We start from the raw sequence: 17805 nt of genomic DNA on the forward strand, positions 1-17805 counted from the left end.
GCGGCTTTGCCGCCGCCCGGACCTTTGGTGATCCCAGGACGATGCCGGAACGAGGACCGGATACGAAGTGCCCTGGGCGCCTCCCAGGCTACTCCCGGTCGGGAGGGGGAGCTGCGGGCAGTTTGAGGCGTACTGTGGAGGTAGCCGAGTAAGCGTCTTCCCATCAGCACTTCGCTGGTGCCGCCCTGGGTCATCATAGGTTCGCTCGCGGACCGGACGGGCGGCCTGCCATGGCGCCGGCTCCTCTCTCCTTTCCTCCTATGCGCGTGGACGCGCTCGGCGCCCCGCTGTTGCCCCGACTGCTGCTGGAACCGACGATGTCGCGGACCGGGATGTTCGACGGCGCCTGGTGGCCGCACTCGAACCGGATCCGGGTCGAACTGCCGGACCTGATCACTGCCCTGACCGCCCACCTGGGCCCCATCGCGCGAGTGGGTCTGGACATCGTGCCTTGGGACGACGTTCCGCGCACCGTGATGGCCGACGGGCGCCTGATCCGGATCAGCTGGTTCGCCAGCAGTGACCGGACCATCAGCATCACCCGCGGCTTCCAGGACCACTTCCTGCTTTTGGTCATCCCACCCAGCACCGACGCGCGCACCGCCTCGGACGCCATGACCGCGGCCGCCGCACAGCACAACCACACCGCCGCCGGCGAACTACTGCCGTAGCGACCCGTGCGGCCATGTTGTCCGGCGCGTGGGCCACGCACCGGTAGGCGCTGGACCGGCGAGGCCCGCAAGCTGTTGATCACTGCGGGGCGGCAGCACAGGTCTCGGAGCAGAAGCGGTGGCGGGCACTGCTGCTCCAACGCTCGTGCGCGGTGCCGCAGCGAGGGCATCGGGTGACCCCGCCTACGGTGGGATCGATCAGGTCCAGAGTGTTGAGAAGGGCCCGGCAGTCCTCCGCGTTGTCCGCCTGCGAGGCCACGAGTAGGCGGGCCTGTTGGCGGGTGTGTCGGTCGTGAGCGGTGAAGAGGTCGTAGTCGCTCGAGCCGTGGGGTTTCTGCATGGTGGACCTTCCCTTGCGTGCTGCTGTCGGATCTTCGTTCACGAGTTCTCGCGTACAGGGCTCGCTCAGGGGGCCGCGGTGGGCCTCTGTGGTTGCGGCGTGCGGTCACCAGTCCCGGCGACCACGGGCAGCCAGTCCTGCCCGGGCTGATCGGCGGCGAGTGCGGTGGCGGCGGTGAGCGCGAGCGTGGCGTGAACCTGCGCTTTCAACAGGTCCGTCTGTGACGGTGCCCAGTGGTGTGTGCCGCCAGAGCCGCGGTCACGGTCTGCGGCGGTTTTCTGCGGGCCGGCGAGCAGGCGTTCAGCCGACAGGTAGTGCTCGGGGCCGGTGGCCACGGCGGGTCTCCTCGATGCTCGGTGCTTCGGGTTGTTGACTGTCCGGTTGCTCGTCCGACGCTGCTTCAGCGTGCGCCGTCGCGGATGTCCCAGCTGTCGCAGCCCGGCAGCTGGGGTGGCTTGAGCTTCTCCAGGTGAGCGCGCAGCCAGGCGATGCGGCGCTCGGCGCCTGCGCCGCGGATGCCGAAGGTGATGCTGTTTCGGCGTCCGCGGTTTCGGCATTCACGGTCGCCGGCAGCTTCGTCGAAGGTGTCGAGGACCCGCTCGTACAGCAGCGCGTCCTCGTTGCCGCACGGGGCCAGGTTGTCCACGGTCAGGAAGCGCCACCCTCGGGCGATGTCGCCGGCCTCCGCCGCGATGAGCTGCTCGGCCAAGCGCTGAGCGTCGTCCCGGCGGGTCACCGCGCTGCCGCCGTACGCCGGGCTGGCGGCGTTCCGGCCGCGTTGCGGCCTGCCTTCCCGTCGTGTGTCGGCCCAGGTCATGGCCGGCTCTGGAGGCGGAGGAGGCCGACGGCGTGGCCGTCGTGGTCGACAACCGGCCAGGAGGCCAGGCCGCGCGAGCGCATGTGGGCAGCGGCGGTGTCGGCTGCCATGTCGGTGGTGGCGAACGGGGCGCGGTCGAGTGGGGCGTTGCGGACCGGGGTGCGTTCGGTGTACCAGGAGCGGGACCGGAACGGCGTGAGGTGCTGGCGGGTCAGCAGCCCGGCGCATCGGCCTTCGTCGTCTCGGACCAGGACGTGGTCCGCTCCAGAGCTGTGCAGGATGTCCATCGCGGCATCGACGGTGACGTCGTCGCTGATCTGCAGGTCCGGGCGTGTCATGAGGTCGCCGACCGTGGCGGTGGTGGTGGGTTCGATGGTGAGGGAAATGGCGGGCTCCTTCGTGCTGTTGATTGATGACTCCTGCTCGGGGCGGTGCTGACCTTCGTGGCCGAGCGCCGGTCGTCGCTAGGCGGCGGGGGCGGTGCGTCTGGGCACTGCCGCGCTGCGGGAGGTGTTGGCGCTGTGCGGGTTGCGGCCGCGGTAGGCGGGGCGGCCCCAGCGGCTTCCGCTCGCGGACGGGTTGCGGCGGGGGCGTTCGATGACGGGCTCGGGGATCACGACGGGGATGCCGCTGGGGACGCGGGCTCCGGTGATGCGGACCAGTTCCGCGTCGTGGGAGCGGACCTTGGAGGAGGCGGGGGTGATGCCGGCGGTCGCCATCATGCGTTCCATCGCGCGGCGCTGGCTGGGCAAGACGAGGGTGACGACGGTGCCGGACTCCCCGGCTCGCGCGGTGCGGCCGCCGCGGTGCAGGTAGTCCTTGTGGCCGTTCGGTGGGTCCAGGTTGACGACAAGGTCGAGGCCGTCGATGTGGATGCCGCGGGCGGCGACGTTGGTCGCGACCAGCGCGGTCACCTGGCCTGTGCGGAACTGCTCCAGAGTGCGGGTGCGCTGGGGCTGGGACTTGCCGGCGTGCAGGGCCGCGGCCCTCACCCCGTTCGCGAGCAGGTTCTCCACCAGCTGGTCCGCGTCCTGCCGGGTGTCGATGAACATGATCACTTTGCCGTCGCGGGAGGCGATGCGGGTGATCGTGGCGTCCTTGTCCCTACGGTCCACGTGCAGGAGGTGGTGCTCCATCGTGCCGACCGTCGCCGTGGAGGGGTCCACCGAGTGCGTGACCGGATCCGTGAGGAAGCGCTCGACCAGGCGGTCGACGTTGCGGTCCAAGGTGGCGGAGAACAGCATCGTCTGGCCGCCTTCCGCGACCTGCTCGAGCAGTTCGGTCACCTGCGGCAGAAAGCCCATGTCGGCCATCTGGTCGGCCTCGTCCAGCACGGTGACCGAGACCGCACCGAGGTGGCAGTCGCCGCGCTGAATCAGATCCTTCAGACGTCCCGGCGTGGCGACCACGATCTCCGCGCCACGGGTCAGTTCCCGCGCCTGACGGTTGATCGACATCCCGCCCACCACGGTCGCCATCCGCAACCGCACCGCCTCCGCATACGGGGTGAGCGCCTCGGTGACCTGCTGCGCCAGCTCTCGCGTGGGCACCAGGACCAAGGCCAGCGGCCGACGCGGCCGGGCGCGGCGCCCGGCGGTGCGGGCCAGCACGGCGAGGCCGAACGCGATGGTCTTGCCCGAACCCGTCCGGCCACGGCCGAGCACGTCACGGCCGGCCAGCGCGCTGGGCAGCGTCGCGGCTTGGATCGGGAACGGCGAGACAACGTTATTGCGGGTCAGCACCGGCAGCAGTGCGCTCGGCATGTCCAACTCGTCGAACGAACCGACGGCCGGGAGGACCGGGGTGCTGCTGGCCGTGTTCGCGAACTCGCTTCGCAGCGACAGTCCCGAAGGCGCCTTCTGATCCGAGGGCCGGTCGTTGTAGTCCCCCATGCGCTGGCCCGAGACGGCGTGATGGTGAGCGGGGCGATCTGAACGATTCATGGGAAACCTTCCTCAGGGCCGGCACGTCACGAGGAAGGCACCGCGGCGCGGGCGCCGCCGAGGGCCACAGGGGTGCGGGCCGAAACAGTCACGGATGCAGCGTGGACGGTGGAACCGTGCGGTACGGCACCTGCGGCCGGCGCTCACCCCGATGGCCGGGAGCGAAGCAGAATCGTGGACCCGCGGCGGTCGGGGCGGTGAGACGCGGACGGGAAGCCGTGCGCCCGATGGGTACAGCCAATCGGGCAAACAGAAGGCCTGAACAGGCCGGATCATGCATGGCGCAATACCAAGGGGCCCGCACCGGGCATGAAACGCGGTGCGGGCCCCACGCTGCTAGGCGGGTGCCACGGCAGAAGAACTACAGCGGACGAATGTTCTCGGCCTGCGGGCCCTTCTGGCCCTGCGCGACGTCGAACTCGACCTTCTGGCCCTCGAGCAGCTCACGGAAGCCGTTGGCGTTGATGTTCGAGTAGTGGGCGAAGACGTCCGGGCCGCCACCCTCCTGCTCGATGAAGCCGAAGCCCTTTTCCGCGTTGAACCACTTCACAGTGCCATTAGCCATAAAAATAATCTCCTTCAAGGGGCTGTCCGCAGCGTGCACACTGCAGGCTACGAGTCGCCGCGATGAGCACCCATCCGGGCATCAAGCCGGGAAACAAAAATGCGCCTGCATACACGAGCAGGCGCACACAAAGTTCATGGGAACCACTACTGCAACTACTCACACCCTAACAGGCCGCAGGCCGTCCTGCCGGGAAATTTCACCTACCAATTTCCGCGAAGACCGCCCGCAGGCATGACTGCGGTGGCCATAAGCATGAAAACGCCTTGAAGCAAGGAGAGTTGGGGCGAGCTGCGCATCGTCCGCGTGACCAGCGGCCGCGCCCGCAGGGTGACGGAATCGGATCACCACCCGGGGCTCTCGGCTCCGGCCCGGACGCCCCCGGCACTCATATGTTCGGGCCATCTGAATTCGAGCCCTCCCGAACGCGGTCTGTGGTGGGCCGGTCAGGCCGAGGTGGCTGACCCAGTTGTGGAAGGGCGCACGGCGGATCCTGGCAAGCGGAGGCTGTGACGAACCCGGCCAGCCAGAACACGAGCGGGCCCAGGAGGATCAGAAGGCCATCGGCGCGGCTGGCGGCGTCCGAACGGATGATTTGCGAAGCGCCCTCTCTCCCTCGATGCGCGCCCGCCCCGCCCCTTCCCCTACTCCCTCCATAAGGCGAGGCGGGCGCGCAGAGGGGGATGTCATGACGTAAGAAGCACTCAGCAAGCCATGTGAGCACCTGTTTTACGCGGGACCGCCGGACGGGCCGGTCGCTGAGCGGCGGGGCGGACGGCGAGGCGCAGGGCCGACTTGACGACGCGGTGTGTGACGGGGCGTACGGCGGGACCTCGAAGAACCTCCGCCATTCGGCTGATCAAACAGGGCATTCGCGAATCTCGCTTGCCTCGGTACGCGGTCGCTCCCCGCCACGGTCAGCGGTCTCACTCGATCGGCGTGGCTTCGTGTTCGGCGCAGGTCCGGCACAGTGTCTGGCTGGTGCGCAGGGGGCGGCCGCACAGTCCGTCGTCTCCTGGGCATTCGTGGGCGACGGGCCGGTCGCGTTGGTGTTGTGGGTCGTGGGCGGTCGGGGTCGCGGCGGGTGTGGGGGTGGCCAGGAGGTCGTCGATGCGCCAGGTGATCACGCTGCGGGGGTGGGTGAGGCCGTCGGTGTCGACGGTCAGCGCGGTGGTCACGCGCCTGGGTGTCCAGCCGCGGCGGAGCAGTTCGTCCACTTTTCCACCGAGCGCGCGGACGGTGGCGGCGGGCAGGTTGATGGCCGGCACCGCGTCGCAGACCTGCCACAGCAGTTGCTGGCCGGCTGTTGCTTCACCGGGTGCTGCCGGAAGCGGTGGGTTCGCCTTCGTCCCGGTCTCCCCACCACTTCCTTTCCTGCTCGCGTCAGCAGACTGCGCCGGTTCCGGGGGCAGGAGGGGGGAGGTGGGGTTGGTGTTCTTCCGGCTGGTGTTCTTCTTCTTGTTGTTCTTAGGGGTGCGATTAACCGCGTGCGGATGAACCGCGTGCGGATATCCGGTAACCGGCTGCGACCTGCGGCTTTGTGCGTCCTCGCAGGTGGGGGCCGGTTGCGGGTTTTCGGCTACCGGTCCTGAGCTGGGGGTTTGCTCGATCGGCATGTCGGTGATCAGGTACTCGACCTGGCCCATGGTGCCGTCGGGGCGGCGCTGCTGGTCGCGCACGAGGTAGCCGAACTGCTCGAGTTCCTTCAGGCCGGCGCGGATGGCGGACAGGCCGTCGGTGGACTGGGCGGCCAGGCGGCGGGGGTTGATGCCGTAGCCGTCGCGGTGGGTGGAGATCAGTCCGAAGAGGCCCTTGGCCTTGAAGCTGATCCGCCCGTCGCGAAAGAGCCGGTTGGAGATCTGGGTGAAGGCGTCCGCGGCCATCGGGCCGCGGCGGATGGTGGCGTAGGCGGGCGCGGTCACAGCTCGGACCACCCTCGCCTCGTCAGGTCGTCTCCGGCCAGCGGCGTCCAGACCGGTGCCGACGGGCCCTGCTCTTGGAGGTCCTCAAGGATGGCTGCGCCGAGCGGGACGACTTGGGCCAGGCGGGCGGCCAGCGGGTTAGCGACGGCCATCGCCTGCAGGTCCGCAACCCGACGCTCCATCACGGTGCGCGAGGCACCGGTCAGCACGAACAGGACGCGCGGATAGACCGGGTAGGAGCGCTGCCAGACCGGGACCTGCGCGGCCGTGGTCTGGCGGCGGCGTGCCGCACCGACCGGGAGTGGGGCGTAGTCCAGGAAGCGCCCGTAGGCCATGAGTTTTGATGCGAGGCGTTCGCTGGACATGGTGGCGCGGTCGACTTCGACGAAGGCCCGCAGTTGTCGGCGTGAGCCGCTTGGGCCGTTGATGGTGTAGCGCATCAGCGCGTCCGCAATGACGGCGTCGGCGCGCTGGTCGGACAGGCGGTGGTAGACCTCGGGTTCCCAGTCCAGTGGCCCGTACTCGTCGCCGCGCTGGCGGGCCTCGGCCAGGAAGGCCAGGTGGGTGCGCAGGACGTCCAGGCTGTGGGGTGCGCGGCGGCGCAGATGGGTGCCCTGGACCAGGGGGTACTCGCGGCCGCGTACCTCGGGCATGGCCTGGCACAGGTCTCGGCCGGCGGCGGTGAGCAGCCACAGCTTGGTGCGGCCCGGCCCGGGAAGGTTGACCGAGATGACCAGCTCGTCAGCTGCCAGTTCGCGCAGCAGGCGGCGGGTGGCGGCTTGCTGGCGCGCGATGCCCACCAGGTGGTGCAGGTGCGCGGTGGTGGCCATGCGGTGCAGGTAGAGGCAGGCCAGCACCGTGTACGGGACGTCGATGTCGGTCATTCGAACTCCGTGGTCGTGGTGGGCTTGGCCAGCTCCACCCGGGCGGCCGTTTTAGTCGTGCGGGGTGTGGCCGTAGGGCGGCGGAGGAAGTCCGCGACCTTCTGGTCGTGCTGGTCGGCGATGCGGTGCAAGGTGGCCGCTGCACGGGCACCGAGGGCACGGGCGCTGGCCTGGGTGAGGTCGCCGAGGTGCTTGTCGCTGCGCAGGGCGGCGAAGACTTCTCCTGGTTGGGGGCCGCGCACGGTCAGCGGGCCGCGCTGTGTGCCGCCGGCAGTGAAGGAGAGGGCGTGGTGGTAGCGGGGCAGTTCGGCGACCTGCCGTACCGAGAGAGCGCCGTGCCACTGCTCGGTGACGGCCCGGACGGAGTCGAGGGAGCCCGCGGTGGTGGAGAGCATGGACGCGTTCTGCAGGAGAGAGGCGCGGGTGCCTGCGTTGATGCGCTCCAGCAGCTGGACCAGGACATGGAGGCGGATGCCGAACTTGCGCAGCTGCTCGGTGATGTCCGCGATGGTGGAGCCGGCGCCGGCCTGGTCGAGGGAGATCATCTCGTCCAGCCAGACGTGGAACGGCTTGCGCTTCGTCTCCGGCAGGTCGCCGCGGGAAAGGCCGGCGCGGAAGACGTCGCGCAGCAGGAGGTTGACCAGGAGGCGCTGAGTGGGGCCGGTGCCGCCCAGGCACAGCCACACAATCCGGCGGCGGTCCATGGCCGCACGCGCGTTCCATTTGCCGGTGGGGGCGCCGAGCAGGGCGCGGGCGACCGGGTCGGCGGCGAGGCGGTCCAGGGGGTTGAGGACCGGGGCGAGCGCGTCGTAACCGTAGCCGGTGAAGGTGGTGGTCCACCACGCCTTCGCCGCAGCAGGGAGCTTGGCGAGGACGGCTTCGCGGAACGCCGGGTCGGTGAGCAGGGTGCGGACCTGGAACACGGTGGCCTGCGCGGCCGGTTGCCCCGCTTGGGCGGCCAGCCGGTTGATCTCGACCAGTGCCTCGAGGGCTTTGAAGAAGATGGTGGTGGCGCGCGGTGCGGTGTGGTCGTCCCAGCCGAGGACGAGTCCGAAGGAGTCCACTGTTGCGCGCACCACTTCGTCGGCGCGTTGGCCGGCGTCCATGCCGAGTGGGTTCCACGAGGGCAGGCGGGCGGTGTCGTGGCGGCCGGTCAGGTCGATCCGCCATACCCGATCCCGCAGTTGGTCGTGGGCGAGGAAGGGTGCGGCTGCGGTCCAGGAGTCGGCGTGCGGGTCGACGAAGAAGACGCCGTCACCGGCGAGTGCGACGGCGATGGCCTGGACGACGGCGCGGGTGGTCTTGCCGTAGAAACTCTTGCCGACCGACACCGAGAACAGTGACTCCGAGAGCGGTGAGGCAATGAGCCGGGTGGTGCCGTCGGGGCTGCGGTACCAGCCCTGGGGCATCAGCGGCTCACCCAGTTGGTAGACCGGCAGGGCTGCGGCGGTCAGCGGTTGGCGGCAGTGGACGGTGGGGGGCTTGAGCCATCCGGCGAGTTCGTGGATGTTCAGCCAGGAGTCCGTGTGAGGGTGGAGCCGCCCGGTGTTCCAGCGGCGGTCGAAACCGCGGCGGCGCATGGTGTGGTTGGCGCTCCACTGCCACGGGCCCAGGCGGGTGCCGTCCACGCGCAGGCGGGAGCGTCCGGCGTAGAGGTCCATCGCAGCAGTCAAGGTTTTGAGGGCGCGTTCGGCGCGGCCCTTGTGGTCGGAGGCGCAGCGGACCAGGAGCTGGAGGCGGACCAGGCCGATGTCGTCGGCCAGGCGGCCCCAGACCTGGCGGGTGTCGACGGGGCGGGGCCGGACTGGCATCGTCAGGCGCCGAGCGGGAACGCCGGTGCCGAATCCGCTCTCGAGGAGGTGGGCGAGTTGGTAGGTGACCGAGTCCCTCGCCGTGTCGGTGTCCGCGATCGCACGCCGGGTGGCCTTGCGGGCCTGCGCTTGGGCGCGGGCCCGGGCTGCTGCGGCGAGCTGCCAGCGCTTGAGTCGCAGGCGCCAGTTCGGGACCGGCTGCAGGTCCAGGACGACCTCGGCCAGGTCGCCGAGGTCGGCGCGGACCGCGGCGACGGCATCGACGATCGGCTGCAGCGGGTCGGGCTGCAGCGGCACCTGGCGCAGCGTTGCGGCGGGATCGCCTGCCAGGGCGAACTCGGCGCGCAGGGTGTGCTGTCGCACCCGGTCCCGGACCGGGCGTCCCCGTTGGACGGTGACCTGGTCGTAGGGGGTGGTGGACAGCAGGTGCCGGGCGCTGACATGCCCTTCGACGCTGTAGGCGAGCGGGGCATCCGTGGTGCCGTCGGCGCGCATCCGGATCCGGACCGCCTTCGCGCACGCCGGCGCCCACCACGGTCCCGAGCGTGCGGCCCGCAGCAGCACTGCGGCACCGCGGATGATCTCCTCGGCGCAGGGGTCGAACGAGCGCGCGGGCTGGAGGATGTAGCGCACCCGGTGGTCGAGGATCTTGGCGGTGAGCCGCTCGCGCAGGAACCAGGCGGCGCTGACCAGTGGCAGCGCGCAGATGGTGATCACGACCAGGTGCCCGGACAGCCACGCGGGGGTGTGCCCCAGCAGGACCGCGAAGCGGATCAGCAGCCGGAACAGGTCCTTTGTCAGCCCGGTCACCGCGCACGCTCCCAGTTCGTGGGGGCGGTGACGGCATGGAGGGTTGAGTCGATGTGATGCACAGTCGCCTTCCAGGGAATCGGTGGGATCCGACACGGGAAGCAGACCCGGGCAGGGTCACCGCTACGGTCTCCAGAACCGCCCGGCCAGCTCACGACGCGATAACAACCACCGGTATCCAGGGGGGGCTGACGGGTCACCAGGGTGGCCTGGGCCGTGGCAGCGAAGGTGGACCGGTGGTCGGTGCTGATGGGCCCATCCGAGAGCAACGCCGCAGGCGCCTTCACCGGCGCCGGCCGGGAGACCAGGGAGCGGATCGAGGCCCTCACCGAGGAGATGGTGGTACCCGGGGTACCAGGTGCTCAGCAGGATGGGCTGGACGAGCGGGTCTTGCAGCTCGAGGCGATCGCCGCCGCGGTGAGGGCGGTCAACGACGGAGCGGGCATCGGGCTCGCAGGAGGGTGGCCACTCGGACAGCAAGGTGAACAGGTCCTCGCGAGGCAGTCGTGGCCAGGCAGCGCCAGCCAGAGCAACTCAGCGCTCACAATGCCGAGGTCACGACCCCCTCTACCGCCCACAGCTCGGCACACCTGTGCGCGCGAAGAGCCGGGTGAGCGAAGCGACTTGCAGCGCGGTGGCCGGGTGCGTCGTGCCAGCTGCGCGGACACCGGACCACAGGGCACGTGCCCGGTCGTAAGCCGCTCGCGCCTCCCAGTGCCCGGCGCCGAAGTTCTGTGCCCACCCGTGCGCGGCGCGCGCGTACAGCTGGACGGCTCGCACGTCGTCGCCGATCTCGTGGCACACGTGCGCAAGCAGTTCGGTGGCGTGCCACAGCTGGCTGCTGTTCGGCCCGAAGGCGCGTTCCGCGTCCCACAGCAACGTGCGGGCAGCCCAGGCCGCCTCCAGCAACCGGCGTTCACCGAGTGCGTCGACGACCCGGGCGGCGGCAGCCTGCGTCCAGTCTGGCTCTCTCCAGGCGGAATCCTCCTCGGCGCCGACCGTGGCCGTCTGCGCCAGGTACACCGGCGGGTCCAGCGCCTCCTCCTCGCAGCCCAGCACCGTGTGCAGGGGAAGCTGCGTGCGGACCGGGTTGCGCAGGGCTGAGCGCGAGCGCACGCGCTGCGCTTTCCAGCGCCTGGCTGCGGTCCAGGCCACAGGTGCCGGCCACAGGACGATGCCCGCGAAGACCGTCAGGGCCGCGAGAAGCACGCGGGCAGGTCCGGGTCCGAACCCGTCACGCCCAGGGTGGGCGAGGCGTTCTGGCAGTGGTGCCCCGGCCCGGGCGAGGAACAAGAGCCCACCGGACACGTAGAGGACGGTCCCCGCGAAAGGCAGGTCGGGGTGGGGTAGCAGCGGAAGGTCGGGCACATGTCCTCCTCCAGGGATGTGCCAGCAGCCAACGCCACACCGGTCACCGCCACGGTCTCCAGTTGCGCCGACGGTGGACTCAATGCCGTAACAGGCTCCGTCCGGCCGTGCGCTGAAGGGGTATCGGCGGGCACCTATCCCCGGGGTGACGTGGTGTGCATGGGGTGCTGGCCTGCGGTGGATACCTTTGCGGTGACCGGGTGCGAGGAGTAACCAGTCGGTCTGAAGGTGGGGTGCTCTCATGTTGTCCCCGCGGGCGTGCGAGCCTGCCGCCTGCCGCCGCACCTTGACCGGGCATCTCGACCAGCTCCGCTACGACACCGCCCTCGCCGGCGACTGGGCGATCCCACCGGCGCCGTTGCAGGCGCCTGCCGCCACTTGCCGACTGGCTCGACCTCACCGGGCCCGCGGGGGCCTTCCTGGGGCCGAAGCCGTCCTCCGCGCGGTCGTCGCCAACGGCGACTTCGACCTCTACTGGCGTCACTACGCGCGCGCATCCATGCCGACGGTTACTGCGCAATCGGTGCGCGCAGAACCGCTCTGCGCTGCGCGTGCGCATCGCTCCCTCCGCCGGTGGCCGAAGTGCGCGGCGATCTGGTGCGCACCCTTCAGTGCGCAGTCGGCGGTGATGCGCAGGAGCAGGGCGGCGCGCATGTCCTCTCGATCGGTGCGCGGTGGGCGAGCGCCGCGGCTCGTTGGCCGGGTTGCGTCGCGCGTGACGCAGGGGGTGCTCGGTGATGGACATGGCACTGCTGCAGCGTTGGTGACGGCCGATCGCATCGGGGTTGGGGTGGATCGCGTTGCCCTGGGTGGTGCCGGCTGGGCGGACGCAGCCGGCCAAGGCGGACTCCGCCAACACCTCGATCCGGCGGGCAGGCGACGGCAGGCGCCGTGCCGCGATGCCTGGCGCGCGGGCGGCAGGCGAGTGGATTGGGTCTCACTCAAGTGCGCCTGGGCGGACGGATGGTCGGGGTCTGGCGCGAGCTGCCTCGGGCGGGAGGAGTTACTGGTTACCCAGTCCACGCAAAGGTCACCAGAAAGGTCACCAGTGCGGGTCAACAGCTGTGTCGTGCCGTCAACCCGAGCTCGATGCCGGGTACTGGTTATTTCCGTCCGCGAAGTGCTGGTTACTGGTGACCTTCCTTTCGTGACGTTCTCGTGATCGCGCCGGGTGGATCTGGAGACCGTAGTGGTGACCCTCCCGGGGTTTGGTCTGGGCACAGGATCCGACCAAGTCCCGGAGGCAGACCCGATGTCCCGCTCCCCCGCGCCGACGCCCGACTTCGCCCATGACGACGTGAACGTGGTCGACCCGGCTGATGCCGGCCGTGCCTGGCGCCAGGGCCGGCTGCGCCGCCTCGCGGTGTGGGCCGCGCTCGCTGCCGGCCCGCTGGGGCTCTTCGCCTCCTGCGCCTCCGTTCGCACCCCGGCACACGCTCCCGCCCGAGTCGGGAGCGCCGCGGCGGCCCCAGTTGTCGCGCAGGACCCTTCCGGGTTTGCGCAGCTGTTCGTGTCACTGTGGCTGCGCACCGACGGCAGCGCTGACGATGCGCACCTGGCTGCGCTGCGCGCGCTCGCGCCGAACGTCCAACTGCGCACCGCGCATGATGCGCCCTCGGGCGGCACCGGACTGGTTGCGCAGTGCGCGTCCGTGCGCAGCACCCGGGTCCGGGAGCAGTTCGGGTTCGACGGGACCGATCACGGCGATCACCGGCGGGCTGGGCGGTGTGGTCATCGGGGCTCTCCGGGCTGGCGGTTGGTCAGGAACGCGACCTGGTCGGCCGCTGTGGGGATGCCGAGCAGGACGGCGGCGTCCGGACCGGGTGGCGGCAGCGGCTGGTCGGCGAGCTGGTCGAGCAGCGCGGCGAGCTGGGCGGGGTCGCCGACGGGGTAGGTGCGGGCCCACGGCTTGCCGGTGAGCTGGCGAGTGAGGTCGGGCCGGTGCTCGGAGCACAGCAGGGGGAGGCCGAAGCGGATCGCGTCGGCGACCAGGCCGGACTCCTTCCCGACGCCGCGGTGCCGGGAGACCAGGACGGCGTCGGCCGCCGCGTAGAGCTCGCGCACTTCCCGGTCGCTGGCCGGCCCTGGGATCAGGTGGACCCGAACACCGGGCAGGGCGTGCCACTGGTCGATCCGCTGGTGGTCCAGCGGGTAGCCGGTGACCAGCAGGTCGACCGGGCGGGTGAGCTGGGCCAGCGCCCGGTCCACGGTCAGCAGGTCCTTCTCGGGCCACCAGCCGCCGACCAGGGCGACGGCGGTGTGACGGCCGGTCAGCCCCCGGTCGGCGCGGGCCTTGGCCCGCTCGGTGGCGCTGACGCGGTCCGTGGGGTCGGCAACGGCGTAGGGGCGGACCTGTACCGGCAGGCCGGGGAAGCGTGCGGTGATGTCGTCCTTGACCGGGCTGGTGGGGGCCAGGACCAGCACCCTGGCCCGGCCTGGGCGGGCGAGATGGCCGATCAGGCGCAGCGGGAGGTCCTCGGTGGTGGTGATCTCGTGGACGAAGCGCAGGTGCCGGCCGCCGAGGAGGCCGACCAGGGCGTGAAGGCCGGGTGCGGCGGTGAGCACCACGACGGCCGTGCCGGGGCGCAGTCGGTGGGCGGTGCGGACGGCGGCGGCCTCGCGCAGGGCGGTGGCCAGCAGCGCCAGCTGGTGGGTGAGTCGGCGCATTCGGCGGGGCCAGCGCCGGGAGTGGAACAGCGCGCCGACCGCGGTGGCGGCGTCGGCCGTGTGGCGTGCCGCCGCGTGCAGCACGGCTGCGGCGGTGCCGTGTGGCCGAACCGCGACGTGGGCGCCAGCCGTCCCGAGCTGTTCGGCCAGGGCGGTGGGGGTGAGCGGTGGGAGGACCGCGAGGGCGTCGCCGTCGGCCTGGGCGAGCGCGAGCAGGGTGCGGGTGTAGTGCCCGTCGGTGCGGTCGGCCCGGGGCTCGACCAGGGCGAGTGCGGGGGTCATCCGACGACCGCCTGCTCGCCGTGGGCGGCCATGAACCGGGCCTGGAGCCAGTCGGGGTCATTGAGCTGGTCGAACTCGTGCGGGCAGCGGGCGAAGTCGGCGGCGAACGCGACCCCTTCACGGGCGCCGGATACGGCGTACTGGGCGAAGTCGCCCCGGTCGCAGCCCTTCCAGGCGGTGATGCGGTCGGCCTTGCCCTGGTCGCTCATGCCGTACTCGCTGCCGCGCGCGAGCATGGCGCACTCGCGGAACGCGGCCTTCCAGGCGTGGTACGGGCTCTGGTTGCAGCGGGTGGTGCCAGCGATCTCGCTGGTGAAGTCGACGCGGCCCGGCAGGGCGGCAAGCACGTCGATCGCGTGCCCGAGGTCGCGCAGCGCGGAGCGGCGGATCAGCTTGAGGCCGCCGTAGCCGTAGATGAGGCCGTTGAGTGGGTTCCTCGCCCGCCACACTCGCATGGAGACGTCGTCGGCGAGCGGCTCGACGGCGGTGATGTCGAACTCGGTGGCGATGACGAAGTCGCCGTCGGCGAGGAAGAACACCTCGCGGTCGACCAGTTCGGCCGAGAGCTGGTAGGCGCGGCGCATGCCGCGCACTCCGTGCAGGCGCTTGGCCTGGACGCCCAGGACGCGCTGCAGGCGGGCGTGGAGCTTGTCCGCAAGCGGTTCGTCGTAGGAGAGCATGACGGCGTCGGGAATCACGAGACGGCCTCCAGGTAGCGGGCGGCGACCAGGGCGGGGTGGAAGTCGGCGGTGGAGGCGAGGGCCCGCTTGGCGTGCTCCAGGTAGAAGACCGGGTCCGTGGCCAGGCGCTCGACCAGGGCGAGGGCCTGCGTGCTGGTGGAGAACAGCAGCTCGTCGTCGATGTGCTCGGCGAACCAGCCAGTCCGCGGGGCGATGACGGGCAGCCCCATGCCCTGGCAGTCGACCACCGACATCGCCCACGGGCAGCCCGGCCGGAACGGGGCGAGGGCGAAGTTCGAGGTGACCAGCAGGTTCCGGTAGGCGGTTCGGTCGCCGCCGTCGGTCAGGATGTCGACGCCGGGCGTGGCCGCGAGCTGGTCGCGCATCCGCTCGGGGCTGTCGTCCAGCGCGATCCGCTCCGGGCTGCGCTGCCCAAACAGGTCCATCACCCGCAGCCGCACCTGCACTTCGGCCTCGCTGGTGAGGCGGTCGGCGAGCTTGACGAAGCGAGCGGTGCCGTAGTGCGCGTACAGGCGGTGGTTGTACATGCCGGTGACCGGCTCGCCGGGGGCGGGTGCGGTGAGTTCGCCGGCGTCGCGGACCAGGCGCTCGTCCCTGGGCGCGGGCACGACCCGCAACCGCTCGGTGACGTCGGCGCCGGCGCGGGAGGCGGCGGCGCTGACCGAGGACGCGGCGGTCGCGGAATGCACCAGGACCCGGTCCAGCGCGGCGAGGCCGGCGGCGAAGGCGAGGTGGACCGGCAGGCCCAGGCCGCGGTCGTCCATCGCCGGATCGATCCGCAGCTGGCCGCCCTCGGCGAAGGAGAACGGCAGGTAGTGGCAGTAGCCGGCCAGCAGCGCGGGCGACTTGGCCTCCAGTAGTGCGGCCCGGATCGCGGGTGCGGCCTCGATCTGGTTGGCGACCACGACGTCCGGGTTCGTGCGGCGGATCACCCCGACCAGGTAGTCCATGCCCGGGTCGAAGCGGACCCGGTACTTCGACGCCGGCACGGGCATGCGCTGGAAGTGGGCGCGCTCGTCGGTGACGCGGGCGGGGGCCGCGACCACCAGCTCGGTGCCCTGGTCGATGAGCGCGGGGGCGAGCAGATCGGCGAACTGCCAGCCGGAGTCGGCGCTGAGCTGGCTCGGGTTGGAGATGTTCAGCAGGTACAGGATGCGGGGCACAGCACGGGTCCTTCCTCGTGTCGGCGACCCGCCGAACAGGAGGGTGAATCCGGGCCGCTGATGGAAGAAAAGCCCGCACAGGTGCCGTGACGGAGTGGTGAACTGGACTCACTCACGGTTCATTCATCCTCATCACGGGCGCGGGGGCAGGCAGGTGCACCAGCAGCAGCCGACGGACGAGCTCACCGTTGAACAGGCGCACGAGGACTTCGCCGCCGAGGTGTCCTACTGGCGCGAGGTGCGCGGCGACTCCAAGCGCGGACTCGCCCTCAAGATGGGCTTCGACCCGTCCTACGTCAGCCACATCGAGTCCGGCCGCCACAAGCCCACCGAGGAGTTCGCCCGGCAAGCCGACAAGCACCTGCAGGCGGGCAACGCGATCTGGCAGCGCTACCTCGCTTACGAGACCGCGCGCCGCACCGGCGGCGGCACCGCCCAGCCAGTCCCCGCCCAGCGGCACGACATGCCCTATGCGACCGGCTCCGCGCTGGTGGTCGAGCACGACCAGGCGCGCCTGGACTACGACGGCTCCAGCTACCGGGCCACCATGCGCCGTCGCCTGCGCAACACCGGCAGCGAGCCGATCACGCGGTACCTGATCCGCATCAGCGTCGACCGCTACCCCGGCGACCCCGAGCTGTCCAACGCCCACTACCGCGCCAACCCGCTGACCTGGGATGAACTCACACTCACGGCCACCTGCCGGGGCGAGGAGATGGTCTGGAGCGCGAAGCACGACCGCGACGCGTTCAAGGAGGTCTGGCTGGTCTTCGAGAACAGCCGCGGACGCTTCCCGCTCTATCCCGGCGAGAGCGTGTGGATCGAGTACGCCTACACCGTCTCGGACACCAAGTGGGGCTGCTGGTTCCAGCGCGCGGTCCGGCTGCCGACCCAGCACCTCCAGGTCCAGCTCGCCTTCCCCGCGCGCCTCGACCCGGTCGTGTGGGGCACCGAGACCTCGATGACCGCCGAGGCGTCACCGCTGCGGACCCCTCCGGTCCGCAGCGAGGAGGACGGGGCGAGGATCTTCACCTGGTCCACGGCTGCCCCCGCCCTGCACGCCCGCTACCGTCTGGAGTGGAGGTTCCGGGCCAGGCCCGAACCGCAGGAACAGGTGAGGGAGTTCGGGTGATCCAAGTGCAGCCCAGCCAGCAGATGCGCGACCTCGGCGTGGTCCAGTACGGCGAGGAGGTCCTCACCCGGCCCGCCCGCCCGTTCCGTCTGCCCGACGAGCGCGACCAGGCCGACACCGTCGTCGACCAACTCCTGGCCGCGATGGAACCGATCAGCCGAGTGCACTCCTTCGCCAAGGGCATGGGCATCGCCGCACCCCAGATCGGCATCGACCGCGCCGCCGCGGTGGTCCAGCCCGCCGAGGCCGGCGCGCCCGCCATCATCCTGCTGAACCCCCGCATCACCGACCACTCCCCCGACAGCGACGAACAGTACGAAGGTTGCCTCAGTTTCTTCGACGTTCGCGGCCTGGTCCCACGCCCGCTGGCCATCACCGTGGAGACCACCACGCTGGACGGCCAGACCATCTGCACCGTCTACGAGCGCGGCCTCGCGCGGCTGATCCACCACGAGATCGACCACCTCGACGGCCTGCTCTACCTGTCCCGGATGCGCCCGGGTGTCGAACCGCTGCCAGTGGAGCAGTACCGGCAGACCGGCCGGTCCTGGTCCTACGAGGCCTAATTGACATCACGATCCCCAGCCCCGGCCGCGTCCCGCCCCATGGGCGCGCCGGGTGTACCGTCTCAGATAAGTCGAGCCACCGCGACGCCGTGACCTGCGGTGGCCCAACTTGAGTGAGACGCGAACCAAAGCCGTCGTCTCGCACAAGCCGGGCCAACCCTCT

Annotated in this window: 17 protein-coding genes and 1 pseudogene; 4 read left to right on the top strand and 14 right to left on the bottom strand. The window is 70.8% G+C overall.

Annotated features, from left to right (window positions below):
* The first annotated feature begins 260 nt into the window (after positions 1–260).
* Entirely contained in the window at positions 261–671 is a 411-nt protein-coding gene (locus BS83_RS12500; RefSeq protein WP_084713405.1) for a DUF5994 family protein, read from the top strand.
* A 79-nt stretch (positions 672–750) separates the two neighbouring features.
* Here BS83_RS12500 and BS83_RS12505 read toward each other — a convergent pair whose 3' ends face one another.
* From BS83_RS12505 to BS83_RS12550, 10 genes are all read right to left on the bottom strand, one after another.
* Positions 751–1011 carry a hypothetical protein gene (locus BS83_RS12505; protein ID WP_037603813.1) on the bottom strand — a complete coding sequence of 87 codons (261 nt, stop codon included), beginning with the start codon at positions 1009–1011 and terminating at the stop codon, positions 751–753.
* 65 nt (positions 1012–1076) lie between these two features.
* Positions 1077–1346 carry a hypothetical protein gene (locus tag BS83_RS12510; protein WP_037603815.1) on the bottom strand — a complete coding sequence of 90 codons (270 nt, stop codon included), beginning with the start codon at positions 1344–1346 and terminating at the stop codon, positions 1077–1079.
* A 65-nt stretch (positions 1347–1411) separates the two neighbouring features.
* The gene (locus tag BS83_RS12515; RefSeq protein WP_157597151.1) at positions 1412–1720 is read right to left on the bottom strand and encodes a hypothetical protein; all 309 of its coding nucleotides are present in this window, start codon (positions 1718–1720) and stop codon (positions 1412–1414) included.
* Between the two features lie 104 nt (positions 1721–1824).
* Positions 1825–2166, bottom strand: a complete 342-nt coding sequence (locus tag BS83_RS12520; protein WP_051942970.1) for a CBS domain-containing protein — start codon at positions 2164–2166, stop codon at positions 1825–1827.
* Between the two features lie 126 nt (positions 2167–2292).
* Positions 2293–3771 (bottom strand): DEAD/DEAH box helicase, encoded by a 1479-nt coding sequence (locus tag BS83_RS12525; RefSeq protein WP_084713407.1) that lies wholly within the window; start codon positions 3769–3771, stop codon positions 2293–2295.
* A 361-nt stretch (positions 3772–4132) separates the two neighbouring features.
* Positions 4133–4336: a cold-shock protein gene (locus tag BS83_RS12530; protein ID WP_037603820.1), complete on the bottom strand. Its 204-nt coding sequence runs from the start codon at positions 4334–4336 to the stop codon at positions 4133–4135.
* 926 nt (positions 4337–5262) lie between these two features.
* A complete protein-coding gene (locus tag BS83_RS46425; protein ID WP_198035224.1) occupies positions 5263–6219 on the bottom strand; it encodes a hypothetical protein in 957 nt (318 codons plus the stop codon).
* A 35-nt stretch (positions 6220–6254) separates the two neighbouring features.
* Entirely contained in the window at positions 6255–7142 is an 888-nt protein-coding gene (locus BS83_RS12540; protein ID WP_051942972.1) for a replication-relaxation family protein, read from the bottom strand.
* Positions 7139–9763, bottom strand: a complete 2625-nt coding sequence (locus BS83_RS12545) for a P-loop NTPase family protein (RefSeq protein ID WP_051942973.1) — start codon at positions 9761–9763, stop codon at positions 7139–7141. Before BS83_RS12545 ends, BS83_RS12540 begins: the two co-directional genes overlap by 4 nt.
* A 567-nt stretch (positions 9764–10330) precedes the next feature.
* Entirely contained in the window at positions 10331–10879 is a 549-nt protein-coding gene (locus tag BS83_RS12550) for a hypothetical protein (RefSeq protein ID WP_198035225.1), read from the bottom strand.
* Between the two features lie 526 nt (positions 10880–11405).
* On the opposite strand from BS83_RS12550, the pseudogene BS83_RS48885 reads away from it, so the two are divergent.
* Positions 11406–11621, top strand: a pseudogene (locus tag BS83_RS48885) (ISKra4 family transposase); the annotation flags it as partial.
* A gap of 1023 nt (positions 11622–12644) precedes the next feature.
* Here BS83_RS48885 and BS83_RS12555 read toward each other — a convergent pair.
* Genes BS83_RS12555 through BS83_RS12570 form a run of 4 tightly spaced genes read right to left on the bottom strand, consistent with a single transcriptional unit; the run spans position 12645 to position 15944 of the window.
* Complete coding sequence (locus BS83_RS12555; RefSeq protein ID WP_037603822.1) at positions 12645–12866, bottom strand: hypothetical protein; 222 nt, start codon at positions 12864–12866, stop codon at positions 12645–12647.
* Entirely contained in the window at positions 12863–14080 is a 1218-nt protein-coding gene (locus BS83_RS12560; protein ID WP_037603823.1) for a glycosyltransferase family protein, read from the bottom strand. The genes BS83_RS12555 and BS83_RS12560 overlap by 4 nt, the downstream gene beginning before the upstream one ends.
* Positions 14077–14778 (bottom strand): hypothetical protein, encoded by a 702-nt coding sequence (locus BS83_RS12565; protein WP_232248236.1) that lies wholly within the window; start codon positions 14776–14778, stop codon positions 14077–14079. The genes BS83_RS12560 and BS83_RS12565 overlap by 4 nt, the downstream gene beginning before the upstream one ends.
* Entirely contained in the window at positions 14775–15944 is a 1170-nt protein-coding gene (locus BS83_RS12570) for a glycosyltransferase family protein (RefSeq protein WP_037603824.1), read from the bottom strand. The genes BS83_RS12565 and BS83_RS12570 overlap by 4 nt, the downstream gene beginning before the upstream one ends.
* A 154-nt stretch (positions 15945–16098) precedes the next feature.
* On the opposite strand from BS83_RS12570, the gene BS83_RS12575 reads away from it, so the two are divergent.
* The gene (locus tag BS83_RS12575; RefSeq protein WP_037603825.1) at positions 16099–17076 is read left to right on the top strand and encodes a helix-turn-helix domain-containing protein; all 978 of its coding nucleotides are present in this window, start codon (positions 16099–16101) and stop codon (positions 17074–17076) included.
* A complete protein-coding gene (locus BS83_RS12580) occupies positions 17073–17642 on the top strand; it encodes a peptide deformylase (protein ID WP_157597154.1) in 570 nt (189 codons plus the stop codon). The genes BS83_RS12575 and BS83_RS12580 overlap by 4 nt, the downstream gene beginning before the upstream one ends.
* Positions 17643–17805: the final 163 nt, after the last annotated feature.

Origin of the sequence: Streptacidiphilus rugosus AM-16, from assembly GCF_000744655.1 — a bacterium.
GTDB lineage: Bacteria > Actinomycetota > Actinomycetes > Streptomycetales > Streptomycetaceae > Streptacidiphilus > Streptacidiphilus rugosus.

Coding starts and splice junctions, on each gene's coding strand:
- BS83_RS12500 (WP_084713405.1), top strand. CDS start 261: ATGCGCGTGGACGCGCTCGGCGCCCCGCTGTTGCCCCGACTGCTGCTG.
- BS83_RS12505 (WP_037603813.1), bottom strand. CDS start 1,011: ATGCAGAAACCCCACGGCTCGAGCGACTACGACCTCTTCACCGCTCAC.
- BS83_RS12520 (WP_051942970.1), bottom strand. CDS start 2,166: ATGACACGCCCGGACCTGCAGATCAGCGACGACGTCACCGTCGATGCC.
- BS83_RS12525 (WP_084713407.1), bottom strand. CDS start 3,771: ATGAATCGTTCAGATCGCCCCGCTCACCATCACGCCGTCTCGGGCCAG.
- BS83_RS12530 (WP_037603820.1), bottom strand. CDS start 4,336: ATGGCTAATGGCACTGTGAAGTGGTTCAACGCGGAAAAGGGCTTCGGC.
- BS83_RS46425 (WP_198035224.1), bottom strand. CDS start 6,219: ATGGCCGCGGACGCCTTCACCCAGATCTCCAACCGGCTCTTTCGCGAC.
- BS83_RS12540 (WP_051942972.1), bottom strand. CDS start 7,142: ATGACCGACATCGACGTCCCGTACACGGTGCTGGCCTGCCTCTACCTG.
- BS83_RS12555 (WP_037603822.1), bottom strand. CDS start 12,866: ATGACCACACCGCCCAGCCCGCCGGTGATCGCCGTGATCGGTCCCGTC.
- BS83_RS12560 (WP_037603823.1), bottom strand. CDS start 14,080: ATGACCCCCGCACTCGCCCTGGTCGAGCCCCGGGCCGACCGCACCGAC.